This window comes from Paenibacillus senegalensis JC66 (genome assembly GCF_000285515.1).
GTDB lineage: Bacteria > Bacillota > Bacilli > Paenibacillales > NBRC-103111 > Paenibacillus_L > Paenibacillus_L senegalensis.
Genome location: NZ_HE610958.1, coordinates 545,140 through 570,949, shown reverse-complemented (window position 1 = coordinate 570,949; position 25,810 = coordinate 545,140). Strand labels below are relative to the sequence as shown.

General features: G+C 49.7%; 21 protein-coding genes and 1 riboswitch. Of the genes, 17 read left to right on the top strand and 4 right to left on the bottom strand.

Annotated features, from left to right (window positions below):
* Positions 1–222: 222 nt before the first annotated feature.
* From PSHG_RS10975 to folE, 6 genes are all read left to right on the top strand, one after another.
* On the top strand, positions 223–645 hold the full coding sequence (locus PSHG_RS10975) for a GNAT family N-acetyltransferase (RefSeq protein WP_010272722.1): 423 nt from the start codon (positions 223–225) through the stop codon (positions 643–645).
* A gap of 409 nt (positions 646–1,054) precedes the next feature.
* A complete protein-coding gene (gene lepB / locus PSHG_RS10970) occupies positions 1,055–1,654 on the top strand; it encodes a signal peptidase I (protein WP_010272721.1) in 600 nt (199 codons plus the stop codon).
* Positions 1,655–1,681: 27 nt separating this feature from the next.
* The gene (gene rnhA, locus PSHG_RS10965; RefSeq protein ID WP_010272720.1) at positions 1,682–2,125 is read left to right on the top strand and encodes a ribonuclease HI; all 444 of its coding nucleotides are present in this window, start codon (positions 1,682–1,684) and stop codon (positions 2,123–2,125) included.
* 297 nt (positions 2,126–2,422) lie between these two features.
* Positions 2,423–3,598 (top strand): tRNA epoxyqueuosine(34) reductase QueG, encoded by a 1,176-nt coding sequence (queG, locus tag PSHG_RS10960; RefSeq protein WP_010272719.1) that lies wholly within the window; start codon positions 2,423–2,425, stop codon positions 3,596–3,598.
* Positions 3,599–3,731: 133 nt separating this feature from the next.
* On the top strand, positions 3,732–3,941 hold the full coding sequence (locus PSHG_RS10955; RefSeq protein WP_010272718.1) for a YneF family protein: 210 nt from the start codon (positions 3,732–3,734) through the stop codon (positions 3,939–3,941).
* A gap of 137 nt (positions 3,942–4,078) precedes the next feature.
* Positions 4,079–4,669 (top strand): GTP cyclohydrolase I FolE, encoded by a 591-nt coding sequence (folE, locus tag PSHG_RS10950; RefSeq protein ID WP_010272716.1) that lies wholly within the window; start codon positions 4,079–4,081, stop codon positions 4,667–4,669.
* A gap of 93 nt (positions 4,670–4,762) precedes the next feature.
* Here folE and PSHG_RS10945 read toward each other — a convergent pair whose 3' ends face one another.
* Positions 4,763–6,118: a Fe-Mn family superoxide dismutase gene (locus tag PSHG_RS10945; RefSeq protein WP_235782045.1), complete on the bottom strand. Its 1,356-nt coding sequence runs from the start codon at positions 6,116–6,118 to the stop codon at positions 4,763–4,765.
* Between the two features lie 173 nt (positions 6,119–6,291).
* Between PSHG_RS10945 and PSHG_RS10940 the strand changes: the two genes are divergently transcribed.
* A complete protein-coding gene (locus tag PSHG_RS10940) occupies positions 6,292–7,032 on the top strand; it encodes an IclR family transcriptional regulator (RefSeq protein ID WP_010272714.1) in 741 nt (246 codons plus the stop codon).
* Between the two features lie 203 nt (positions 7,033–7,235).
* On the opposite strand, the gene acnA is transcribed toward PSHG_RS10940, so the two are convergent.
* Entirely contained in the window at positions 7,236–9,953 is a 2,718-nt protein-coding gene (acnA, locus tag PSHG_RS10935; protein WP_010272713.1) for an aconitate hydratase AcnA, read from the bottom strand.
* A 302-nt stretch (positions 9,954–10,255) separates the two neighbouring features.
* On the opposite strand from acnA, the gene PSHG_RS10930 reads away from it, so the two are divergent.
* The 4 genes from PSHG_RS10930 (at position 10,256) to uvsE (ending at position 14,077) form a co-directional block, all read left to right on the top strand.
* Positions 10,256–11,299: an amidase domain-containing protein gene (locus PSHG_RS10930; RefSeq protein WP_010272712.1), complete on the top strand. Its 1,044-nt coding sequence runs from the start codon at positions 10,256–10,258 to the stop codon at positions 11,297–11,299.
* A 195-nt stretch (positions 11,300–11,494) separates the two neighbouring features.
* Positions 11,495–12,634, top strand: coding sequence for a D-alanine--D-alanine ligase (locus PSHG_RS10925; RefSeq protein ID WP_010272711.1), 1,140 nt, complete (start codon positions 11,495–11,497; stop codon positions 12,632–12,634).
* A 17-nt stretch (positions 12,635–12,651) separates the two neighbouring features.
* On the top strand, positions 12,652–12,984 hold the full coding sequence (locus tag PSHG_RS10920) for a hypothetical protein (protein ID WP_010272710.1): 333 nt from the start codon (positions 12,652–12,654) through the stop codon (positions 12,982–12,984).
* 112 nt (positions 12,985–13,096) lie between these two features.
* Positions 13,097–14,077 carry a UV DNA damage repair endonuclease UvsE gene (gene uvsE, locus PSHG_RS10915; RefSeq protein WP_010272708.1) on the top strand — a complete coding sequence of 327 codons (981 nt, stop codon included), beginning with the start codon at positions 13,097–13,099 and terminating at the stop codon, positions 14,075–14,077.
* A gap of 758 nt (positions 14,078–14,835) precedes the next feature.
* Here uvsE and thiC read toward each other — a convergent pair.
* Entirely contained in the window at positions 14,836–16,584 is a 1,749-nt protein-coding gene (thiC, locus tag PSHG_RS10910) for a phosphomethylpyrimidine synthase ThiC (protein WP_026021314.1), read from the bottom strand.
* Positions 16,585–16,718: 134 nt separating this feature from the next.
* Positions 16,719–16,830: riboswitch (TPP riboswitch) on the bottom strand.
* A 396-nt stretch (positions 16,831–17,226) separates the two neighbouring features.
* Between thiC and PSHG_RS10905 the strand changes: the two genes are divergently transcribed.
* From PSHG_RS10905 to PSHG_RS10880, 6 genes are all read left to right on the top strand, one after another.
* The gene (locus PSHG_RS10905; protein ID WP_010272705.1) at positions 17,227–18,045 is read left to right on the top strand and encodes a sulfite exporter TauE/SafE family protein; all 819 of its coding nucleotides are present in this window, start codon (positions 17,227–17,229) and stop codon (positions 18,043–18,045) included.
* A 274-nt stretch (positions 18,046–18,319) separates the two neighbouring features.
* Positions 18,320–19,198 (top strand): inositol monophosphatase family protein, encoded by an 879-nt coding sequence (locus tag PSHG_RS10900; RefSeq protein WP_010272704.1) that lies wholly within the window; start codon positions 18,320–18,322, stop codon positions 19,196–19,198.
* Positions 19,199–19,482: 284 nt separating this feature from the next.
* Positions 19,483–20,310, top strand: a complete 828-nt coding sequence (locus tag PSHG_RS10895) for an alpha/beta hydrolase family protein (RefSeq protein WP_010272703.1) — start codon at positions 19,483–19,485, stop codon at positions 20,308–20,310.
* A gap of 712 nt (positions 20,311–21,022) precedes the next feature.
* Complete coding sequence (locus PSHG_RS10890) at positions 21,023–21,772, top strand: DeoR/GlpR family DNA-binding transcription regulator (RefSeq protein ID WP_010272702.1); 750 nt, start codon at positions 21,023–21,025, stop codon at positions 21,770–21,772.
* Between the two features lie 30 nt (positions 21,773–21,802).
* The gene (locus PSHG_RS10885; RefSeq protein ID WP_010272701.1) at positions 21,803–22,444 is read left to right on the top strand and encodes an NUDIX hydrolase; all 642 of its coding nucleotides are present in this window, start codon (positions 21,803–21,805) and stop codon (positions 22,442–22,444) included.
* Between the two features lie 21 nt (positions 22,445–22,465).
* Positions 22,466–23,332, top strand: coding sequence for a protein phosphatase 2C domain-containing protein (locus tag PSHG_RS10880; RefSeq protein WP_010272699.1), 867 nt, complete (start codon positions 22,466–22,468; stop codon positions 23,330–23,332).
* Here PSHG_RS10880 and PSHG_RS10875 read toward each other — a convergent pair.
* Positions 23,329–25,701: a type IA DNA topoisomerase gene (locus PSHG_RS10875; RefSeq protein WP_010272697.1), complete on the bottom strand. Its 2,373-nt coding sequence runs from the start codon at positions 25,699–25,701 to the stop codon at positions 23,329–23,331. The two genes, PSHG_RS10880 and PSHG_RS10875, sit on opposite strands and share 4 nt — an antisense overlap.
* Positions 25,702–25,810 lie beyond the last annotated feature (109 nt).

Below are 25,810 nucleotides of genomic sequence, written 5' to 3'. Positions count from 1 at the left end.
AAAATGCTCAAGTTTATTAATTTAAATAATTAGAGATTAGCCAAAACTAGCTATTTGTAAGCGTTTCACTCATTTTTTTTGGTAAAAAAATTAAATTTCACTTAATTTTTTTTGACGATTTGGTGGATTTTATCGTTTTTTGTAGTAAACTAGTATAACGAGATTCAGATAGAGAGAAGTTTTCCTAAAGTTATATAAAACCATGCTGCGGGGGATACAGTCATGATCGTTCGTTCCTTTCAATTGATGGATTATTTTGCAGTTTCTAAGCTTTTGGAAGAAGTATTGTCTGAAGAGTGTAATAAGGAAACGTTAAAGGCGTTTGCCAGACAATTGACTCTCGACAGTAATCTGATACTGGTTGCTGAAATCGATGAAACCATCGTCGGACTCATTATAGGCACGATTGATGACAATAAGGCCTATTACTACCGGATCGCAGTTCATCCGGATCACCGCGGTCGAGGCGTTGGCAAGTCCTTGATTAACGGCTTGAAGGAGCGCTTTGAGAAGCGCAAGGTCAGTCAAATCCTGATTACGGTGGATACTCATAATGAGCCTGTATTGCCACTATACAAAGCTTTAGGGTTTCAAAGTGCAGATTTTCTTAAGCCGCTCAAGCCGCTCCGTATCGTGAACGGATAAGCCAAGGTCAAGAAACAGCTTTTGCACAGCACTCTTAATAACTGTGACTGCGTTCACCGGAGCATATCCTGAGCCTCTTCCAAGGCAAAGGTATGCTTTTTTTCTATGCACGGCTTTCTACGCATTACTTTCTATACTTCTATGCATTGCTTTCTATGCACGGCTTTCCATGCACTGCTTTCACGCATTGCTTTTTTTCTTTGTACTGCTTTGTTGACGGCGGGCTTAACCTTCTGCATTCAATTCGAATTTATGCTAAAGTGAGAATATTGATGTTTTAACTTAAGGGGCTTGAGGGTGGTTTAATAACAGAGTGCACACAGAGTGTATACCCGAGGGCATACAGAGTGCTTACAGAATGATCCGGCAATAAGTATGATTAATCCTTGAGCGGAAGTGGGGGACTAGGATGAGTTCAATAGATCCAGACAAGGGCCAGTTGCCATTTAACCAGCAGGACGAGCTGAATCAAGGCTCGCAGAACAAGTGGCTTGCTGAAGTATGGGATTGGATTAAGTCGATTTCGGTTGCTCTCGTTATTGTGGTGTTGATTAATCAATTTCTGTTTTCCCAATCCATTGTAGAGGGTCAGTCCATGGAGCCTACGCTGGAGAATGGAGAAAGGCTGTTCATCAACCGCCTGCTGTATCAGTTTAAGGAGCCTCATTATGGAGATATTATTGTTTTCAAGGATCCTCAGCCGATCCATGGCAAGCGGGATTACCTTGTTAAACGGGTCGTTGCGGAGGCCGGTGATGAAGTAGTGATACGTGAAGGCAAGCTGTATGTGAATGGAGAATTCATAGAGGAAACGTATGTCGATACTGAAATAGAGGATGGGAATTTCGGACCTTACATTGTGGAGGAGGGGCATGTGTTCGTCATGGGAGACAATCGCAAACGCCGGGCAAGCCGGGACAGCCGGAGCTTTGGAGCGATCCAATATGATCTGGTCATTGGACGGGCAGACTGGATTATTTGGCCCCCTGTCAAAATAAAATCGATTTGACCGTATTTAAGGAAACGGAGGAAGCCAGTGAAAGAGGTTATGATTTATACGGATGGAGCCTGTTCAGGCAATCCCGGGCCTGGCGGCTGGGGTGCGATTCTGTTTTACAACGGATATCGCAAGGAGCTGTCTGGAGGGGAGAAGCATACGACGAATAACCGGATGGAGCTCCTGGCGATTATCCAGGCATTGCGGCAGCTGAAGGAGCCTTGCCGGGTTAAGGTGTACAGTGATTCCGCCTACGCAGTCAACAGCTTTAAACAGGGATGGCTTAACAATTGGCAGCGCAACGGCTGGTTGAACAGCAAGAAACAGCCGGTGGAGAACCAGGATCTGTGGAAGGAACTGCTGCAGCTGATGAACACTCATGATGTAGAGTATATTAAGGTGAAAGGCCACAGCGACAACGAACACAACAACCGCTGTGATGAGCTTGCCAGAGGAGCTATCAAGCAGCTGGGTACCGGGTAAGGCGTAGCTGAGAGGGGAGCCTCGGCCGATCAAGCGGCTGATTATAGGTGCCTGCATCCGCTCAGACAGGTGCTCGGTGGCTGATCACGCACTAGGGCTTCTACTGCTCGGATCAGGGCGTCCCCCGGTTAGGCACTGGCAGGTACGGAGCCAACTGCAGAGCAAACTGCGGAGCCACCTGCAGAGCTAATTGCGGAGCCACCTGCAGAGCCTAATTGCGGAGCCAACTGCAGCTAACTGCAGAGCTAATTGCTTGCCTGCAGCAGCGAATATTTTTTGAAGAAAGGAGGGATTGGCGTGAAAAAGCTCGAAGCGGCAAGTCAGGATCAGAAAGACTGGCAGAAACTGAAGGAGGCTATGCTGCAAGCTGCTCCCAGTCTGGGAATTGACAAGATCGGGATCACCACTGCCGATCCTTTCTTGGACTTGAAGGATGTGCTGCTAAGGCATCGCGAAAAAGGGTATGAGTCCGGTTTTGAAGAAAAAGATTTGGACAAACGGGTTCACCCCGAACAAAGCCTCGAAGCTCCCCGTTCGATCATTTCCATAGCTATTGCCTATCCTTCCCGCTTGAACAATCCGCCTAAATCGGAGCCTGGTGCCTATCGCGGCATTCTTTCCCGCTCGGCTTGGGGAAGGGACTATCATGAGGTTTTGAAGGAACGGTTGAGAAGGCTAGAGGATTTTATTCATGAGCGGGTGGCTGGGGCGCGGATGCAGTCTATGGTTGACACGGGGGCTTTAGTGGACCGGGCAGTAGCTGAGCGTGCGGGCATTGGCTGGAGCGGCAAGAACTGTTCGATCATTACCCCGGAGTTTGGCTCGTGGGTGTATCTTGGAGAGATGATAACCAATCTGCCCCTGCCTGCCGATACTCCCGTCCAGGACCAGTGCGGCGACTGCACGATCTGCATTGACGCTTGTCCCACCTCTGCTTTGGTCGGCCCCGGACAGCTCAATTCGAGCCGCTGCATTTCCTTTCTAACTCAGACTAAAGGGTTTATAGAGGACGAGTTCAAGCTGAAGCTGGGCAATCGATTGTATGGCTGTGATACCTGCCAGGTAGTGTGTCCCAAAAACAAAGGGAAAAATTGGACGCATCAGCCCGAGCTGCAGCCCGATGCGGAATTGGTCAAGCCGCTGCTCAAGCCCCTTCTTAAGCTTAGCAATAAGCAGTTTCAGGAACGCTTCGGAACTAGTGCCGCCTCATGGAGAGGCAAAAAACCGATTCAGCGCAACGCTGTGCTTGCACTGGGCACCTTCCGTGATGAATCGGCGGTGGAGCTGCTGGGCGAGCTTTTGCTTGACGATCCGCGACCCGAGCTTCGGGGTTCGGCGGCTTGGTCGCTGGGGAGGATCGGCGGCGATGAAGCCGTGAAATGGCTGGAACGGGCAGAGACACGGGAAGAGCATGAACAGGTATTGAACGACATCCGCAAGGCTCTGTCCAGCCTGCGGCAAGGAGCTATATAACCTGCCCTAACGGAATTAGGAGCAAGCTTCTATTCATTTGTCACCACGTCCCGGACATGCTATCATAGACAGGTTGATATAACTGCAGATGCGGTTATATGGCTAAATCAAGTGAGTGCAGAGGTGTTTTTTTATGTGGAATTATGTCATCCCCATCGTTACCCTTATTGTCGGGGTGGCTATCGGATTTTTTGCGGGGGTTTTCTATCTCCGAAAGCAGATGGAGAAAATGCAGAGCGATCCGGAAACGCTGCAGAAGCTCGCTAAACAAATGGGCTATAATATGAACAAGCAGCAGATGCAAAAGGTTCAACAAATGATGAAAAACAAGAAATTCCGATAATGCATTTTGCAGGCCTGCACAAGTCAAAAGCGGCTTGGCAGTATTTATGGCAGTATTTATACAAGAGCTCTATATAGAAACCATGGCAGTCCATAATTTATTGGCTTGCAGCCAAGAAGGGACGGAGGGAACCAGTAATGGCTTTTCAGGAATACAGCAATGAGCATGTAGCCAAAAATCGGGAAGAGATTGAAGGGCACATACGGGAAATATTGCGTTTGATCGGAGAAGATCCGCGGCGCGAAGGGCTGCTGGAGACTCCCGCGCGAGTAGCCCGGATGTATGAGGAGATTTTTGCCGGTTATTCGGCCAATCCGCATGACATCTTGGGGGTAACCTTTGACGAGGACCATGAGGAATTGGTCATCGTCAAGGATATTGTCTATTACAGCCAGTGCGAGCATCATATGGCTCCGTTTTTCGGTAAAGCCCATATCGGCTACATTCCCAGCGGAAAAGTAGCAGGTTTAAGCAAATTGGCCCGGCTGGTCGATGCGGTAACCCGCAAGCTCCAAGTACAAGAAAGAATCACTTCCGAGATCGCTGACATTATGGAAGAGGTGCTGCAGCCGCATGGCACGATGGTTGTAGTCGAGGGAGAGCATATGTGCATGTGTTCACGGGGTGTAAGAAAGTCCGGAAGCAACACGGTAACTTCCGCTGTACGCGGGGAGTTTCGGGTTAATGCTGCTCTCCGTTCCGAGTTTCTTTCCTTGTTGAAGCAATAAGAGGGCAAAAACGAACCAGCGGTTCCCCTGCAGTACAGGGAGCCGCTGGTTTTTTGCGTGTTTTCGGGAAACCGCTGCGATCAGGGAGAGCCTTCAATAAGGCTGCCATCTCAGCTTGCGCGCCTGCTCGAAGCGTTCGCTTACGTGCGGCCAATAGACGACATTCCACCAATCTTCGATGTAGTCGTCCCGTTTGTTTTGATGCTTTAAATAGTAGGCATGCTCCCACACGTCCAATGCCAGAAGAGGGACGATATCCCATTGAGAAAGATTTTGATGCTTTTCTGCTTGTAAAATCTGTAATCGGTGGCTTCGCGGGCTCCAGACCAGAATCGCCCAGCCGCCGCCCTCAACTTTGCTTGCAGCTTCGGAGAAATGCTTTTTGAAAGCGGCAAAGCTTCCGAAATCGCTGCTGATCTGCTTCGCCAGAGCGCCTGTGGGTTCTCCGCCGCCCTTAGGATTCATGATATTCCAGAACAGGGTGTGGAGATAATGCCCGGCTCCATGAAACGCCGCTTCTCTCTCCCAATGCTTGATTAAGTCAAAATTTCCGCTTTGGCGGGCTTCCTGCAAGCTTTTCTCGGCCTTGTTAAGACCATCTACATAACTTTTATGGTGAATATCGTGGTGAATTCGCATCGTTTCCGTGTCAATATAGGGCTCCAAGGCAGAATAATCATAGGGGAGCGGAGGAAGCGTATGTCCGCCTATAGGTACAGGCCGGGACTCAGGCCGGATTTGCGACCAGCTCCCTTCACCAGATAAATTGTAGTCTGCTTCCTGGCGGTTTGACGCTGCATGGACAGATACCTTCTCGGCTTGATTGGTCACGGTTATCGTTGACACAGGAAGTTTCTGCTGCTGGACCCCGGCGGGGATGCCTGCACTTGCAGCGGCGGGTGGAGTGAAGGGCTGAGTGATCCCCGGAAAGCCTGTAAAGCCATTAAAGCCAAAGCCATTGAAGCCTGTGTAGCCAGTAAAACCGGTTTGCTGCTGTGCACGGCTGTTAAGAAAGGCGTCCAAAACTCCGAGAAAATACTCCGATTCCCGGATAATGTGCCGTATAACTACTGGGGCTGTAGCGTGCCGCTGAACAGCTTCGCTATTGTTGAGCATATATAGAAGCTGGCTGATCCATAAGCGGGACTGCTGAATGGACATATCGATAATTCGTTCAAGCTGGGCTTGCACATGAGGAGTAATCCCTGAAGGGGACCGCAGCAGGGCTTCAATCCATTGAGTGGCGGCCATTTCCGTTTGCTCAAAAATAGGCTCCCATTCCTTGAGAAGGTTTACATAATTCGGCTCTAAGTCAGGAATTAATTCTAGAATGACTACGGTATGCTCCTTCTCCTGCATTTTCCAAAATTGAATTTCCTCCAACAACCTTAATGGCATCATCGTTCCGTACACAGCAAGCATTTTTGTGACTCCCTTCCTCACGTTCATCCTATTCGGTTTCCTCAGTTAAAGACGCTATAAAAACTATATGAGGAGAATAAGGAAATATGCCTGAAAATGAGGATAGGTTTCGCTTATATGGGTTTACGGCTGAGAGCACTATCAGGTATACTAGGTGTAACTAAGTTTCATGAGATGAAACATTGAAGGGCGTGTAGCTTATGGCAGAGGAAAATAAATTAACGGTTCGCGCGGTAGAACGAGCTCTAGATATTTTGCTCTGTTTTACTGAGGCCTCCGACTTAAGCCTGACGGAAATCTCCCAGCGGGTAGGGCTGCATAAGAGCACGGCCCATCGCCTGATTGCGTCCTTGGAGGGCAAAGGCTTTCTTGTCAGAAATACCGCCTCGGACAAATATAGGCTCGGCCTTCGGGTATGGGAGCTAGCCGCCGGGATGTCGGATACAGACGAGCCGGCCGTGGTTCTGCTGCCGGAAATGGAACGGCTGCGGGATCTGCTTGGGGAGACAGTCAGCTTGTATGTGAGGGACGGTCTGGAGCGGGTACGTGTTCAAGCGGTACAAAGCAAGCAGGTGATTCGCCGGGTGGCCCAGGTCGGCGCTCGGCTGCCGCTCTACGTAGGAGCATCCAGCAAAGTGCTGGTCGCTTTCGCTGAACCGGACGATCAGCTGTTACAGCCTGAGTCTTGGCCGCAGGAGCTGGATATGCAGCGGTTTCAAGCTCAGCTGGAAGAGACCCGGAAGCTGGGCTTTGCCACCAGCGTAGAGGAGAGGGAGGCAGGGGCTGCGGCGATCGCCGCTCCGGTCTTTAACCGCTCGCACAAGCTGGTCGCTGCGCTAGCCGTATCGGGCCCCGCCAACCGTCTTACCTTGGAGCAGATGCTTGCAGATGCCCCTGCTATTGTTGAAGCTGCCAAACGCATGGGCAAAATGCTGAAATAAAGCTCGCCCATGCCAGGCTATAGCTATGGTTCTCGCGGAATTTTTCCTATTAGCACAAATTTGTCATTGCTCGCATTCGATCTGGCCTAAAGCGCGGAGCTGTAAATGTGCATGCGGTAATCCGCACCTTAACAAAGAAAGCGCCCCCTGACTGAAGAGTCAAGGGGCGCTGTTTTGTATATGGCTGTTACAGATAATTGAGATTAGTTGCCGCTGGCCATCATTTGACGCAGGACGGTTTGCAGAATACCGCCATTGCGATAGTAATCCACGTCCACCATGCTGTCCAGACGAACAATAACTTCAAATTCAAAGTTGCTTCCATCATCACGGGTAGCTACAACTTTCACCTTTTGGCCAGGCTGTACACTGTCATCCAGGCCGATGATGTCGTAAGTTTCAGTACCGGTCAGGCCAAGAGTTTTCCAGCCAAAGCCTTCAGGGAATTGCAGTGGAAGCACACCCATGCCTACCAGGTTGCTGCGGTGAATCCTCTCGAAGCTCTCCGCGATAACCGCTTTGACGCCCAGCAGGAAGGTACCTTTAGCCGCCCAGTCACGGGAGCTGCCTGTACCGTATTCTTTACCGGCCAGTACAACAAGCGGAGTTTCTTGCTCTTGATACTTCATGGAAGCATCATAGATCGACATGACTTCGCCGGTTGGCATATAAGTCGTTACGCCGCCTTCGGTGCCTGGAGCAACCTGGTTGCGGATACGAATGTTAGCGAACGTACCGCGCATCATTACTTCATGGTTACCACGGCGGGAGCCGTAAGAGTTGAAGTCCTTACGCTCTACATTGTGCTTCAGCAAATATTCACCCGCAGGGCTGCTTGGCGAGATGTTACCAGCAGGGGAGATGTGGTCCGTAGTAACGGAATCCCCAAGCTGGGCCAATACTTTAGCACCGCGAATATCTTCAATGCTGCCAACTTCCGGACTCAAGTTGGTGAAGAAAGGAGGCTCCTGAATGTAAGTGGACTTAGCATCCCATTCATACAGCTCGCCTTCTGCTACATCCAGCTCGTTCCAGCGTTGGTTAGCGCGGTAAACATCTTTATATTTCTCTTGGAACATAGCCGGAGTCAAGGTTTGGTTGATCGCATCTTGAATCTCCTGATCGCTAGGCCAAATATCTTTCAGGTAAACCGGTTTGTTGCCTTTGCTGTAACCTATCGGATCATTGACCAGGTCGATATCAACTGTACCCGCCAAAGCGTAAGCTACTACAAGCGGCGGCGAAGCCAGATAGTTCGCTTTAACTTGGGCGTGAATCCGTCCCTCAAAGTTACGGTTACCGCTCAGTACAGAAGCGACAGTCAGATCGTTATCAGCAATGGCCTGAGACACTTCATCCGGAAGCGGTCCGCTGTTACCGATACAGGTCGCGCATCCGTAACCGGCAACGTGGAAGCCGAGTGCCTCAAGAGGCTCGATCAGTCCGGCTTTGGTCAAGTACTCGGTAACGACCAGAGAACCCGGAGTCAAGCTGCTTTTTACATAACCTGGTTTGGTCAGGCCGAATTCAACAGCTTTCTTCGCTACCAGCCCGGCGCCAACCATAACGCTTGGGTTGGATGTATTGGTACAGCTGGTGATAGCGGCAATAACGACAGCACCGTTCTTCATCTGGGAAGTTTCTCCGCCCGGATGCTTAACCTCAACCACTTCCTGCAGCTTCTCTTCGGTCAGACCGTAACCGCCTTTGTCTACCGGTGTACGGACGATATCGTTGAAAGCTTTCTTCATATCTGTCAGTTCGATCCGGTCTTGCGGCCGCTTAGGACCAGCCAAGCTAGGTACAACGGTAGACAGATCGAGCTCGATTACATCACTGAATACTGGATCCGGTGTATCGCTGGTACGGAACAAGCCTTGTGCTTCATAGTAAGCTTTAACCAATTGAACTTGCTCTTCGCTGCGTCCGGTGAGGCGCAAATATTTGAGCGTTTCTTCATCGACAGGGAAGAAACCGATTGTAGCTCCATATTCAGGCGCCATGTTGGCGATCGTCGCACGGTCGGACAATACGAGGTTATCAAGACCGTCGCCGAAGTACTCGACAAACTTGCCGACAACGCCTTTTTTACGCAAGATTTCGGTTACGGTTAAAGCAAGATCGGTTGCGGTTGCACCTTCGGAAAGCTTACCGGTCAGTTTAAACCCGATTACTTCCGGGGTAACAAAGTATAGAGGTTGTCCCAGCATACCGGCTTCGGCCTCAATACCGCCAACACCCCAGCCAACAACGCCAAGACCGTTGATCATGGTCGTATGCGAGTCGGTACCTACGAGGGAATCCGGATATACTTCGATTTCGCCGTCGACTTCTTTCGTTGCGGCAACCGAGGCCAGGAACTCCAGGTTAACCTGATGCACGATTCCGGTGTCCGGCGGTACGGCGCGGAAGTTGTCGAATGCAGTTTGCGCCCAGCGCAGAAAACGGTAGCGTTCTTCGTTTCTCTCGAACTCCAGCGCCTCGTTGTAAGCCAAGGCTTGACCGTTACCGAAAGCGTCAACCATTACGGAGTGGTCAATCACTAGGTCAACGGGAACGAGAGGATTGATTTGCTTAGGATCTCCACCCGCGCGTTCAACTGTATTGCGCATAGCAGCCAGATCCACAACAACCGGAACGCCGGTAAAGTCCTGCAGCACGATACGTGCAGGAATGAAAGGAATCTCCTTGTTGTGTTCTTTGCTCTCCGCCCAATTGGAGATGAGCTTAACATGATCATTCGTTATCGCCCGGCCGTCAAATTGACGAACGGCAGCTTCAAGAAGCACCTTAATCGAAAAAGGCAGCTTGGAAATCGAACCAAACCCTTTTTCTTCAAGCTTTTTCAGGCTGTAATAAACATACTCCCGATTGTTTACACCAAGAGTTGTTTTGACAGAAAAGTGGTCTTTTCTAGCCATTCGGTATCCCCCCTCACAGAATAAAAAAACTAACATCGTTTCATCAGATGAAATTGGATTTCAAAAAATCCTTCCTTCTATAGTATACCTTTTCCCAGATGAGCCGTAAACCCTTTTTAGCGGATTTATTTTCTCTTTACACAATGCCCTAATCTGCAAAAATAAACATTTTATACATGATTCATTCATATAGTTGAAGCAACAGTTGATGCGGGCGGAAGCTTGTTCATGCTGCTAGGCAATGGTGCAGGCAGTTGTGCACAGCTGCAAGGAGAAAAAGGAATGCTTGAAGGGGGAAGAACATGAGCTGGAAATCGGTTGTTTATGAATATGTGGACAAACGTAATCGGATGGAAATGGACTATACTATCAAACCGATTCTTCCCTATGTATGGGATGAAGAGTATTTATACAAGCTATCGCGCCATTTGCAGCGCCGTTCTCTAGTTCATCGTGAGCGCAGACTGACTCCCATTCAGAATGAATCTCGCGTAAAGCTCACATGTATCGGAGAAGAAGAAGGGGTGATCATAGCTGATATTGAGCTGCGGCACCACTTTGAGTATGAAATACATGATCAGAGACAAACGGAAGCCAGGATAGACCGCGAGAGGCTGCTGTTAAAAGAGATCAGGGGACAATGGGTAATATCAAAAGTCGAATTCCCGCTTACACATCGGGATGACGCGGTAGTTAATCTTACACGAGAGCAAGAAAGGATGCATACAGCTTCTCCCTACGAAGAGAAAATAGGCTGGTGGCAGGATCGCCACGGCATTTTGCAGTCCCAGCCTTACTTAAATCGCGCCGTCCTGCACGGAGATGGATTCACCCAGCGGGTTGTTCCTTATCAGCGGCTGGCTGCTGTCCAATACGCGGACCGGTGGTGGGACTCGGAAAATCCTGAATTTTTAGCCTTTGACGTAGACTGCACCAATTATGTCTCGCAATGCATCTTTGCAGGGGGAGCCCCGATGAACTATACTGGAAAGAGAAATGCGGGCTGGTGGTACCGCGGCCGCTCCGGCAAGCAGGAGCTGTGGAGCTATAGCTGGGCCGTCTCGAACAGTTTGTACCGTCATATGGTTTCCAGCAAAACAGGACTTCGTGCAGAGGTTGTTCCTTCTGCCGGGGATCTGCAGCTTGGCGATGTCATTTGCTATGATTGGGACGGAACCGGACGCTACCAGCATACGACGGTAGTAACCGCGTTTTCCAAGGATGGCTCGCCTCTGGTTAACGCCCATACAGTGAACAGCAAGCATCGCTTTTGGGATTACAGGGATTCTTATGCTTGGACTGAGCGGACCGTTTACCGGTTTCTACATATACCCGATTGGTTGTAATTCATCGGATTTCGTTTTGCAGAAATATTTTTGTTTCTTACAATATTAAATACCAGAAGGGCGGGAATTTAGGACAGAACGGATCGATCATATCCCAGACCCTCGTTTGCTCGGAATAGGGCACTCCTGGACGGCGGACATCATACACTTTTCAGTTATACTCAATTTCTTATTTAAAAGATACCGGAGGTAATCATGACTAAAAAAATACGGGTTGGGCTGCTATTTGGAGGGAAATCGGGAGAACACGATGTTTCTCTGCAGACGGCGCAGGCGGTTATCAACGCTTTGGATCATTCCAAATATGAGATTCAACCTTTTTATATTACTAAAGAAGGGCAATGGAAGGCTGGCCAAACGCTGCACGGGCCGATTAATGAAATTAAACAGCTGACGGGAAATGAAGAGCCCCCTTCCCTGGACAACGAAAGCAGACAGGGCATTCATTTCCTGTTTAATGATTTCTCCAGCAAGGAGGTTGCGGTGAGCGATGAGGCAGGCCAGTCCGATAAGACGCTGGATGTTGTTTTTCCGCTGCTTCATGGAACTTTTGGGGAAGATGGCACGGTACAAGGATTATTGGAAATGGCTAATATCCCTTATGTGGGAGGAGGGGTTCTTGCCTCTGCGGTCGGCATGGATAAGGTCATGATGAAAAAGCTTTTTGCCCAGGCGGGACTCCCGCAGTGTGTCTACCGTTACTTCAAGAAAAGCCAATGGCTTAAGGATCAGGCTTACTTCCTGATGGAGATTGAGGTGGCTGTCGGCTACCCTTGCTTTGTCAAACCGGCTAACCTAGGCTCCAGTGTAGGGGTCTCTAAAGCCAGCAATCGGGAAGAGCTTTTACAAGCCATAGATGAAGCATTCCGTTATGATTTGAAGGTTATTGTTGAAGAATATGTGAATGCCCGTGAAATCGAAGTAAGCGTACTCGGCAACGACGACCCGCAAGCTTCTGTGCCGGGCGAAGTCGTTTCATCGAATGAATTTTATGATTATAGAGCCAAATATATTGATGGCAAATCAGCCTTGATTATTCCGGCCGAGGTCTCTGAGGAAACAGCCAAGCAGCTCCGTGACATGGCCATTACAGCGTTCCAGGCCATTGAAGGCTCGGGTCTGGCGAGGGTTGACTTCTTCGTGGGCAAGGATGACGGAAAGATTTTAGTTAATGAGATTAATACGATGCCAGGCTTTACTCCTTTCAGCATGTATCCGTTATTGTGGAAGGAAAGCGGCAAGTCCTACCAAGAGCTGCTTGATGATTTAATCACGCTGGCATTTGAGCGTCATCAGGAGCGCAACCATATCCAATACACTTTTGATATTTCCTAAGGAAAGGGGATACATTAATGGGATTTCAAACTGAGTTTAATTCCGTATGCAAGTTCAATACTGAACAGGAATTGTACGAGCTGTTGGAATATGGGATGACCAAGGTCGTCAAAAGCGGATTTCGCATATATCCGACGGGACAGAGAGTGATAGCTTATACTCCGGAGAATCAAGCGGTTGCCATCGTGGAAGTGTTCGTTTCGGTAGCTGAAATCAATTTTCAGGGAGAAGAGGTCACTTCCGTCGAGGTAAAGCTGATCCGCAAGCTGACGGAGGAAGAGAGCCGGGTTCAAACCGAGCTGGCCCGTGAAATGTATTTTAATAGAAGCCAGGGACCTACCCCCTCTTGAGGAATAAGTTGGCAGCAGCAGGCATTTGCATACAGCTTCACATAGGAACAGGCTGCCCCGGGAATTCTATTAAGGATTAAGTCCCGCGATTGGGAGAAAGGGGTGAGCTGCAGTGATTGTCCGTTTTGGCTATGTGGCGATGTCGGTTATGGTGAAAAATGCCTCTCCTTCAAAAACAATGACGGCTACGCATTTCTCCGGTTTGGAGGATAGGGAGGCGGCTGTACGCAAACTCGAACGGATTGCCATGGAAAACCTGCACAACACTCTTCGCCTGCTTCGTCACAACCGTGCTTATGACATTAAGCTTTATCGCTTTTCCTCCAAGCTGATCCCGCTAATTGGCCATGAATTGCTGGAAGGCTGGGATCCGTTCCCGCAGCTGGCCGCATCCTTTCAGGAATTGGGGGAGTACGTTAGATTGCACAAGATGCGGACAAGCTTTCATCCGGATCATTTCACCGTGCTGAGCTCTCCGCGTGAGCAAGTTATCCGCCAGTCCATGCAAGATTTGCATACGCATGTACGGATGCTGGATGCTATGGGCCTGGATGAAACCGCCAAGTGCAATATTCACATTGGGGGTACATATGGCGACCGGAAGACGGCCATAGAGCGTTTTATCAAGCAATTTCGGCAATTGGATCCTGCGATCCAAAGAAGAATTACGCTGGAGAATGATGACAAGACGTTCACTGCTTTGGAAACGCTAACGGCCTGTGAAGAGGTGGGCGTTCCTATGGTGCTGGATATTCACCACCATCAAGTGAATGACGGCGGTATAGATGCTGTCGCTTTATGGTCACGTATTCAGCGCACTTGGGAAAATGAGCCAAACAATGGCGTCTCCAGCCCGCTTCCGCCGAAAATCCATGTCTCCAGTCCGAAAAGCGAGAAGGAACCTCGTGCCCATGCCGATTATGTGGACAAGGATCAACTGCTGGGCTTTTTACGGTCCATTGCAGATCAGACGCCGAGAGTGGACGTGATGATTGAAGCCAAGCAAAAGGATGGGGCCTTGTTCAGGCTGATGGAGGAGCTGGCCGGGGAAGAAGGAGTTACCGCCATTGATCAAGCTGCGATAGAACTATAACGGCTCTGGATTGGGCAACTGGCGGCCGCTTGATTGGACAAAAGACAGTTGCTTGATTGGGATAGATGTCCGGTGTTATGTTAGCCCCCCCTTGGCTTAAATGCAAGTATTACAACTAGGTAAATAACATAACAGCAACTTAAGCCTTTGCATGAAGCTCTCTTTAGAATAGAAGGTGCAGGTCAAGGACGAGAGCGCAATGAAAAAAATAGATGAAGGACTTATGGAAAGCCATAAGTCCTTTTTCCATGTGTCAGTGAATGGGCGCAACACTCTCGTTGAGCAACAGACTTCCTGCTAGATGCTTGTCCTTTTAACGCGCGGAAGCGCCGCGAGAAGCAGCTTCGAGAGAAGCGCCGCAAGGTCTGCATGAGAAGCTGCGAGAAGCTTCGAGTGAAGCTCCGCGAGGTCTGCGAGATGCTGCGAGAATCAGCGACCGATCATAGTCGTGCAGCGAAACACCGCGCGTAAGCTGCGCGGTGTGAGAAAGCCAGCCCTCCAGCGCTGCACTCAAAAGCATTGCATCCTGCATAAGCCAGTCTTTTCTAGCGGCTCTAACTATGGCAATACAACAGTAGTTCTCCAGTAGTTCTCCAGAAGTTCTACCCTCCAAAGAAGTTCAGGTGTTATAGCCGTCCCAGCCGCACCAGCCGCACTAGCTGCACTAGCAAGCCCCAGCCACACTAGCTGCCCCAGCAGCACTAGCTGCACAAGCAGCTCTAGCCGCAGTAATTCTATACTGGTTATTCCATAGAATTCTAGCTGTAGATTTTGCCGCCCTCTTCCTTGAATTGCTGCGCTTTCTCTTTCATCCCGGCTTCAATCGCCTGCTGCTCATCGAGGTCCTGTTTTCGCGCATAGTCCCGGATGTCCTGAGTAATTCTCATGCTGCAAAATTTTGGTCCGCACATCGAACAGAAATGCGCTGTTTTTGCACCCTCAGCGGGAAGCGTCTCATCGTGATATTCCATCGCGCGTTCAGGATCAAGAGAGAGGTTGAATTGATCTCTCCAACGGAATTCGAAGCGAGCTTTGGACAAGGCATCGTCACGAATTTGGGCTCCTGGATGACCCTTGGCGAGATCGGCTGCATGTGCAGCAATCTTGTAGGTGATGACCCCCTCACGGACATCCTCCTTATTCGGCAGACCAAGATGCTCCTTAGGGGTCACGTAACAGAGCATGGCTGTGCCGAAGGAGCCAATCATCGCCGCTCCAATGGCCGAAGTGATGTGGTCGTAGCCGGGGGCGATATCTGTGGTCAAAGGGCCTAAAGTATAGAAGGGTGCCTCGTCACAGATTTCCAGCTGCTTATCCATATTTTCTTTAATTAGATGCATGGGGACGTGACCGGGGCCCTCGATCATGACCTGGACATCGTGCTTCCAGGCGATCTTTGTCAGCTCGCCTAACGTTTCCAGCTCAGCAAATTGCGCTTCATCATTGGCATCAGCGATGCTGCCTGGTCTTAACCCGTCACCAAGGGAAAAGGCCACATCGTAGGTCTTCATGATTTCACAGATTTCTTCGAAATGGGTGTACAAGAAGTTCTCTTGATGGTGAGCCAGACACCAGGCCGCCATAATGGAGCCGCCGCGGGAGACAATACCCGTTGTGCGCGAAGCGGTTAACGGAATGTAGCGGAGGAGAACTCCGGCATGAATCGTGAAATAATCGACGCCCTGCTCGGCCTGCTCGATTAACGTGTCGCGGTACACTTCCCAAGTCAAATCCTCGGCTTTACCGTTAACCTTTTCCAGAGCTTGATAAATAGGAACGGTTCCGATAGGCACGGGAGAATTGCGGATGATCCATTCTCTTGTCGTATGAATGTTTTTCCCTGTGGACAAATCCATGATAGTGTCGGCGCCCCAGCGGGTAGCCCATGTCATCTTTTCTACCTCTTCCTCAATCGAGGAGGTGACGGCCGAATTACCGATGTTCGCATTAATTTTAACAAGGAATTTACGGCCGATAATCATCGGCTCGCTTTCCGGGTGATTGATGTTCGATGGCAGGATGGCCCGGCCTCTGGCAATTTCTTCCCGAACCATCTCCGGCGAGACATTCTCGCGGATGGCGACATATTCCATCTCGGGCGTAATGATGCCGCGGCGGGCGTAATGCAGCTGGGTGACGTTGCTGCCGGCCTTGGCTCTAAGAGGCTTGCGGCGCAGACCCGGGAAGGAGAACGGAATCTCCGCAGCATCGTCCCGCAGCCCGTTGTCTTCAGGCTTCACGGTTCTCCCTTCGTAAGCTTCGACATCTCCCCGCTCCAAAATCCAGTTTAAGCGGTTGGCGGGAATGCCCTGCCTAATATCCGGAGCTTGCTGGGGGTCGGTATAAGGACCGCTCGTGTCATAGACCCGGACAGGAGCGTTTTCTTCACTCCCATAGGAGCCGGTTGTCGGGGACAGCTCAATTTCGCGCATAGGCACCTGCAAATCAGCTCGCGAGCCCTGCACATACACCTTGCGGCTTCCCGGGAAAGGATTAACTTTGGCAATACTTACTTGTTTTTTTCCGTAGACATCAGTTTTGCCTCCTCTAAAATATTAGGGTTTGTTAGGCGTACCTAGTCCCGGAGGGAATCCATAGAAATAAAAAAGACCGCACAGGAAAAATGGGCGGTCTTCTGACTCCATGTCAAAACATTCGATTCCTCCGCTGGCATTATCCAGTTCAGGTACAACGGTCGACGACTTATGGTCATCCTCTCAGCCTGGCAACACCAAGCTCCCGTAGACTATTTGGTTGTCTGCTTTTACCATAGCACGGTTCCGAGCGAGAAACAATATTTTTTTGCTAGCTCCATGATTTCAAGCCGTACACGGCTGGCACTGGCGAGTCAAAGACACTATCTTATCGGAAAGCGCTGGCTGCGCTCCTTCCGCTTTTTGCTGGCAGTATTAAGTAGTATTAAGTAGTAAGTCTGGCAGCGGCATCCGCTAGTAGGGCTTGGCTCGTTGTTAGTTGCGGAGAACGCATTAAAAAAAGAAGCTGAGGCGCTGAATTTTTGTAAAGAAGGGCATCTTTACGGTCTACCTGGGCTGTGATAAGATGGGGGCTAATTAGCATAATGAGGTATCGGAAACAGGTTCAGGTTGGCGGGCCGTTTCAGACAGACAGAAAGAAGGAAGGATTGCATTTTGTTTATTACATTATTATTACTCGTATTGATTGGTGTTGTTTCTGCAACCTTTGGAAGTATCGTCGGCTTGGGGGGCGGAGTCATTATCGTGCCCTCTCTGATTTACTTGGGGCCGCTCCTATTGGATAGGGAAATAACAACAGCAACAGCTGTTGGAACCTCCATGGCGGTGCTGATTTTAACCGCATTATCGTCCAGTTACACCTATTACAAGCTGAAACGGATTGATTTTCGCAGTGCATGGCTGTTTTTTATTACGAGTGGCCCGGCGGCCATACTTGGTGCTTCATTGACCGGCAACTTCGAGCAGGGAACGTTCCAGCTTGTGTTTGGTTCATTCATGCTGTTTATGGCTATGCTGATGATAGCAAGAGATTATATGAAGCCAATTGAGATCAAATGGAAAATAAATAGAGAATTTACCGACGCAATGGGGATTACCCATTCCTACGGCTATAATATTACCTCCGCGCTTATTCTTGGGTTAGGTGTGGGCTTGATCTCCGGCTTGTTCGGCATAGGAGGCGGCTCGCTATTCGTCCCGGCTATGGTGCTTCTGTTTCGCTATCCGCCCCATATAGCAGCAGCCACGTCGATGTTTGTTATTCTGCTCAGTTCAATTTTGGGTACGGGAAGTCATATGGTGTTTGGGGATATCGACTGGCTAAGCGCAGCCGCTCTTGCTCCGGGAGCACTGATTGGCGGCTGGCTGGGGGCCAAGATTGCAACGCGAATGAGCGGAAAAGGCTTGCTCTGGCTGCTTAGACTAACCTTGCTGGCGTTGGCGATTCGCATGATTTGGGCAGGGCTTGGCTAGAAATGTCAACCTTTGGACAAGTTTTTAAGTGAATCCGCCGATGCGGGCAAGCAGGGTATGCCATATACTATTAAGTGAGTATTTTGCATAATTCGCTTTCATCCTACTTTATGGGGCAACAATAGATCATGACAGATTAGTGAACTAAGCTCAGCTGCATGGTTATATCACACAGGCCGGGATGTATACAAAGTGCTCGTTTGACAATAGTGTCTTATAATGGGATTGGTGCAAAATACGGAAGCAGATTAATGGATGGAAAGAGTTGAGGAAAGTGACTAGTCTTTCGAATAATGATGCTTATACAGTAGGCAGCAAAAGCTTCACCGCTGTCGCTATTAATACAGCAGCCAAGGCCGGGGAGTGGATCAAAAGCAAGGTCGGCGGCTACAACAAATTGCGGCAAAAGAGCGTCGCGAACGATCTCGTAACAGAGGTGGATAAAGGCGCTGAAGCTTTGATCCGCAACTTGATCCAGACGCATTTCCCGCATCATGCTTTTCTCGGAGAAGAGGGTGTAACGCCTGGACCGGGTGCATTTGTAAAGGCTTTGGACAACCATAAGGATAGTGAATACCTGTGGATTGTCGATCCAATCGACGGAACTACGAATTTCGTACACGGTTACCCTTATTTCAGCGTCTCTATAGCACTGGCTTACAAGCATGAAGTCATCGTTGGGGTCGTATATGATCCTGTGCAAGACGAGATGTTTGTGGCGGAAAAGGGAAAAGGAGCTTATTTGACCGGTAGAAGGATGGAGGTTTCCGCTGAAGAAAAGCTGGCCGACAGCCTGCTGGCTACCGGATTTCCAACCGATCGCAGCAGGGCTCTGCCGCTTAATATGCGCTGCCTGCAAAGAATAGCACCGCAGACTAGGAACATACGCTCCAGCGGCTCTGCGGCTCTGCATTTGGCTTATGTAGCTGCTGGCCGACTATCCGGCTTTTGGGAGTACGGATTAAGCGTGTGGGACCAGGCGGCCGGCACACTGCTCGTCAAGGAATCGGGCGGTACGGTTACGGATACGAAGGGAGCGGCTTACGGACTGACGGTTAGCGATGTAGTTGCCACTAACGGACATATTCACGACAGCGTTCTGAATGAGTTAATGCAGGAAGAAGCGGCTTTTCATACAGAGATACAAAATTAGTATTACAGAGCAAAATTAGCATTTTAGCAAAGGTTGAGATACGTACCGGACAAGCTGCCCGTGTTGAAATGTTGGTGCTGAGCGCTATCAGAGTTTTGGAAGCATTGCCTGATTACCCGGCCATTGATTTTTAGTGAGCCGGGTGTTATCATAACATTATTCCGATTAAACATATAGGAATTATGAAATTAAAATTTATTTAGTTTATAATTACTAATGTTGCTCTAGGTTTTGTTGATTGTTTTATTTTGAAAAGTTGTGGATCAGTGCAAGGAGGTTATATAATGAGCCGCCAAATTACCCTGGATTGGAACGGACAGCAGCTTGCTGCAGCAATTCATTACCCGAACAATAGCACACCAGATACAGCAGAGAATCAGCGCTGGCCTCTCGTCATCATTTGCCATGGTTTTATCGGCAGCCGGATTGGCGTAGATCGGCTATTTGTTAAAACTGCAAACTACCTCAGCAAGCAGGGATATCTAGTCATTCGCTTCGATTATGCCGGATGCGGAGAAAGCACGGGCAATTATGGGGATTACGGCTTGGATGAGCTGATTGCCCAAACGAGACGCGTCCTGGATTACGGCCTGGATATGGATTGCGTTGATGCTGAAAGAGTAACTCTGCTCGGTCATAGCCTGGGAGGAGCAGTAGCCGTCTTGACGGCCTCTCTGGATAAAAGGGTGCGCTCCTTGGCTTTATGGGCTGCCGTTGCTAACCCGCTAAGCGATATCAAACGGATTGTTGGTGACCAGGTCTATGAGCAGGCTGTGCAGAAAGGTCATGCCGATTACAGCGGCTATTTGTTATCCCGCCATTTCTTTGACTCCATGACAGGCAGACATCCGTTTCATGAGACCGCCAAGTTTAGCGGAGACGTGCTGCTTATTCATGGCACCGCCGATGATCTGGTACCGGTGGATTACTGCTTCCTATACCAAAAAATGTTCTGGATGCGCAGTCTCGGACAGTGCGATAAAGAAGTAATTCTGCAGGCTAACCATACCTTTTCCAACTATGAGCATACCCGGCAATTGTTAGAGACGACAGGCAGATGGCTTGCTTCGATCACCAAGCGCAAAGAGGATTGGAACGACTGGACGATTTAAATTAGAAGGAACCGTTTTATGTTGAAATGAATTGGCAAAAGATGATCACCTAGACTTAGGGCTTCATCATGGCTTTTTTTGTCGCTCGTTTGGCTTTTAGTTGGTTTCTTTAGCATCTTTAGCTGCTTTGTTCAGAGAAAATCGGGAAGCGATCAGCGAGGGAATTAACCGAATTAGTAAAAAGTAATAATACAAAAGAATATATGGAAATAAGAAGGCTGTACTTGACGAACCAAGTACAGCCTTTTACAATTGGATTAATACAGAATAATAACAAACAATAATGATTGATAATGAATGGACGTGGGCGTGCTAAAGGGTGATGAAAGAGATCCAAAGATTTCAGTCCGGATGCAGAGGTGTCACCTTTTGCCTTGATTGCCTTGTGCGCGCCTTGTGAGCGCTTTGTGTGCGCCTTGATGCATCTAGTGTGCATCTTGATGCATCTTGTGTGCGCCTTGATGCATCCTGTGCGCATTCTATGCGCACCTTATTCGCAGTGTTTCGGATTCAAATGCTCGCAGTGGTCCTTATTTGGCCAAAATTAGGGGGATTCCCGCATAACCTGCTGGCGGACGATGGGGATATTGTTCACAATAAAGCGACAGCCGTGTAACAACGCTATTGGCCGTTTTCAATGCTTCGAAATAACAGCGCTCGTCAGCCACACCATTTAGGGCCCAATGGGCGTATGGAGAGGAGGGAGGACATCTTGTTCATCGAAGAGCGCAGGAAACGAATCGTGGATATCATCCGCAGGGATGGAAGAGTTCAGGTGAAGCAGCTGGCAGCTCAATTTTCAGTCACCGAGGATGCGATCCGCAAAGACCTTCGCTTTTTGGATAAAAAAGGGCTCGTTCATAAAACTTATGGAGGAGCTGTGCTGCCCGCCCAACTGCCGGAGTTTATCGCTTACAAGGATCGCGGGTTGGAGGGCAAGCATCCGTTTGCGAAGGCGGCAGTCGGGCTGATCCGGCCAGGAGACACGGTCTTTATCGAATCGTCAAGCTTCACCAATTTGATGTTTAGCGCAATGCCCGCCCTGAAAGATGTTACGGTCGTCACCAACAGCATTCATGCCTTGCCAGAGCTGTTAACCAGGGTAAGCCTTATTCATATTGGCGGAAAGGTCCACGAGGGTGACGAGGCGGCTTATGGCTGTTTTGCCATGCAGGCGATTGAGCAAATGAACTTCGACAAATGCTTCCTTCGTACGGCAGGCATCTCTTCCGATTGGCAGGTGACGGCAAGCTTGGAGGAAAGCCTGGAATTAAAACGGGCGGTTCTAAAACAGTCGGATATGGCGATTATGCTTATTGACCAGAAAAACTGGAATCGGCGGGGACGCTATAACGTTTGCGATTTACGAGAAATGGATGCTGTCATCACGGATACGGAGGACCCGGAAATTATCCGGCTGCTGGAAGAAAACGAAATAGAACGAATTTCTTTGCCAAGGTAAAGAATCACCTTATTCCTAAGGGGGTATACCATGAGCGAATTGAATGGCCGACTGAACGAACCGAAATGGCTGGAATGGTGCAAGCAGCTTCAAGCTATTGCTCAGGCCGGATTGGAGTATTCAAGAGATGTATACGATTTGGAAAGATTCGAGCAAATCCGCAAAATCAGTGTAGAAATTATGTCTGCTTATTCTGCAACGCCGATGCCCTTGGTTGAGGGGTTATTCGCCTCGGAAAAGGGCTACGCCACTCCTAAGGTCGATGTGCGTGCTGTAGTGTTTCAAGAAGGCAGGCTGTTGATGGTCAAGGAAAAGCATGATGGCTGTTGGGCACTGCCGGGAGGTTGGGCGGATATTGGACTATCGCCTAAGCAAGTAGCCGTTAAGGAAGTAAAAGAAGAAGCCGGTTATGAGGTAGAAGCGGTGAGATTGCTCGCTGTGTACGATATTCTGGCTCATCCGCATCCTCCAGCGCCCTACCATCTCTATAAATTCTTTATTCGCTGCGAGATTACTGGCGGGGATCTGGCGGCAGGCCTGGAGACAAGTGAGGCGGCTTTTTTTGCAGAGCATGAGCTTCCAGAGCTGTCTGTCGAAAGAAACACTGAATCCCAAATCAGAGAAATGTTCAACTATTACCGCGATCCGGACAAACCGGTACAAATCGACTAATCGACTAGGGGGCAAACCAACATGACGAGCATCAAAGTGCAAAAGCTAACTATTCAAGGCAGCAATACATTCAACGAAGACTCACTCATTATCAATGATCACTTGGCTATATATGGTGTCGTTGATGGAGCTACCTCTATGGTGCCGTACCGCGGACCGAACGGGGAAACAGGAGGGCTGCTGGCCTCGAGATTAATTAGCGAGCATCTGGAGTCGCTAACGGGAGACAGTGCCGAACAGCCGCTATATTCTGCAGTGCTGGAGGCTAACCGCAAGCTGCGGGAAAGCATGGAGAAGAGCGGCATTAACGTGGAAGATAAGCGGGAGTTATGGACAGCCGGCATTGCTGTGGTGAAAATTACGGATCATTACGTGGAATTTGCACAGGCAGGGGATTGTATGCTCGTGGCCTACTACGGGGATGGCTCTATCCGTGTCCTGACTCAGGACCAGGTAGCTCCGCTGGACAGTCTGACCCGCAGCAAGTGGGTGGAAGGCATCGAAAAAGGACTCTCCTCGCCGCTGGAATTACGAGAGTACGTAAGCCCGCAAATTCAGCAAAATCGGTTGAGCCTGAACACACTGAATGGCTACACGGTGATCAGCGGAGAGCCGGAAGTCGCTGATCTGCTGGAGTATGGCCGAATGAACCGGATCCGGCTGAGCGGACTGCTGATGGTTACCGACGGTCTTTTTTTACCGACTAAAAAAGGGGAGAAGGGAGCCACCATCGAGCAGCTGGCTGAGCGAATAAAAACCGATGGCTTGGCCAACTACGCAAAGTGGCTCGTAGAGCTCGAAGAAAACGACCCCGAGTGCACACAGTACCCGCGTTTCAAGAAATCGGATGATAAAACGGCGGTCTGGATTGAATTCACCGGTGATTAAACCGGGCCAACATCCAATTCCCCGGTGCTTTTGTCGCGCAGAATGAACTTGCCGCTATATTCCCGGCCTTGCGTTTTAAATTTAAGCTTGCCGGTCTCTCCTTTTTGCAGCAGAGATTTAACCATGGCATCGCTCAGCGTTTTATTATACTTCGTTTTTTTCCAAATGACGAAGGTGCAGCCCAGCTTGTAGTGACTGCAGCCATAGCCTTTATTGCCCATAAACACGCTGCCGCCGCATCCCTCACGAGGACAAAGTCCGATGATTTTCCCGGGCTGGGCGGCGGTTTTTTTGCGGCTCCCGGGCTTGGTATCGCTTGTCCGGCCGGAAGCTGAAGCGCGGGCGCTTGTTTGGCTGGAAGCGGAGGCTGCAGCCTGTGTGAAGGCTTGCGAGGCCTGTACATCGCCTGAACCCGGCCTGTCCGAACGCTTCTTTGCCGAATTGCCGGCTGCAGACTTCCTTGCTCCGCGGCCGCTCCGGGAAGCTTTAGCGGGAGCCGCCAAAGCATCTCCATTGGCCTGCTCCTGAAGCTTAACCTTGCGAACAATCAGCTCGGTAAATTGTTTCACCTTGGCCATGAACGCTTCATCGGAGGCTTGGCCCCTGGCAATTTCATTCAGCCGCTTTTCCCACTGTCCGGTCATCTCGGGGGAAGTAAGCAGCTCGATCCCCGCACCACGGATCAGCTCGATAGCTGTGCATCCCTTCAATGTAGGAACAATGCGCTTGCCCTGCATTTCGATATAACCGACCTGCTTCAAGCGTTCAATCGTAGCGGCCCTTGTAGCAGGGGTACCGAGTCCGGATTCCTTCATGATTTCCCGCAGCTCGTCATCCTCCACCTGCTTGCCCGCGCTTTCCATGGCCTTCAATAGAGTTCCTTCCGTGTAGGGCTTAGGCGGCTGGGTCTCTTTGTCTTTAACGGTGGTTTCTGTACAATGAACGGGCAGGGATGGGGTGAGCTGAAACGGCAGCTCCGTCTCGATTTGCAATTCATCCTCGTTCTCTTCATTCTGTCGGCCTTTGCCCCGGCTGCTGCTGCGGTCATTGCGGTTTGACGCCTGCGCATGGTCGGCATAAATCGCTTTCCACCCCAAGGAAATCAGCTCTTTGACAGTAGTTTTAAACGGCTCCTTGGCCACTTCCGTATGAACGGTATGAACCTTGTACTCCGCTGCGGGGTAAAAATGGGATAGGAAGCGGCGAACGATTAAATCATAAATCTTTTGCTCATCGGCTGAAAGCTTCCCTGCCTGCTTCACGGTAGGCAGGATGGCATGGTGATCCTCCACCTTGGCCGGGTTGCATACTTGCCGGTTGCGGACGCTTACTAACGGACGGTGGGCTCCCTCCACCCATTGCCGGTAAGGGGAAGACTTTAAGGCATCGAGAGCTCTGTGCATTTCGGGAATGTTTTGTTCGTTGACATAATTGGAGTTGGTTCTAGGATAAGTAATCACCTTATGCTTCTCATACAGGGCTTGGGCAATATCCAATGTTTTCTTGGCGGAAAAGCCCAGCTTGCCGTTAGCTTCCCGCTGCAGCAGGGTCAGATCATAGAGCTTGAAAGGAAACTCCTTTACATTTTTTTCTTCGTAAGAGGTGATCGTTCCCGGCTGCCCATTGACTTTGAGGGAAAGCTGCTCCGCCTTGCTTCTATCGACAATGCGCTCACCCTGCCAGACACCGCGGTAGCTGGTTTCTTTTTGCTGAAAGCTGGCTTCCACTACGTAGTATTTTTGTGAAGTGAACGCTTCGATTTGCTTGTGCCGGTCATAAATGAGTGCAAGTACCGGTGTTTGCACTCTCCCTACCGAAAGCAGAGCCTGATGCCTTGTTGTAAACGCGCGGGAGCCATTCATACCGACCAGCCAGTCGGCTTCACTTCGGGCTCGAGCTGCTCTTGTCAAATTGTCATATTCCGAACCGTCCTTTAAATGCGCGAAACCGTGGCGGATGGTTTCCGGAGTTAAGTCTGAAATCCATAACCGTTTGACAGGCTGGGCCAGCTTTAAATGGCGTTGGATTAAGGAGAAGATATGCTGCCCTTCTCTTCCGGCATCGCAGGCATTGACGATCTGCCCGCATTTTTTGGCTAAATCGCGAATGACGGTTAGCTGACTGCGGGTTTTGGAATAGGGAATAAGCTTGAAGGAATCAGGAATAATAGGCAGGTCAGCCAAATTCCATTTTTTATAGCGAGCATCGTAATGATCGGGCTCGGCCAGAGTAACCAGATGACCGATAGCCCAAGTGATGATGTAGGTTTCTCCAAGAATGTGAGTTTTTTTGTTAACGGCACGGGGCTCAATCGCGCGGGCGATATTCCTTCCCATGTCCGGCTTTTCGGCAATAACTAATATTTTCACAAAAAGGCTCCTCCAAGGATTAAGGTCGAAGCGGCAGATGCTGCCGTAATTCATATAATAAACTAATGAGTTATCGAACAATTTGCTGAAATACTTATATAGTTGGAAT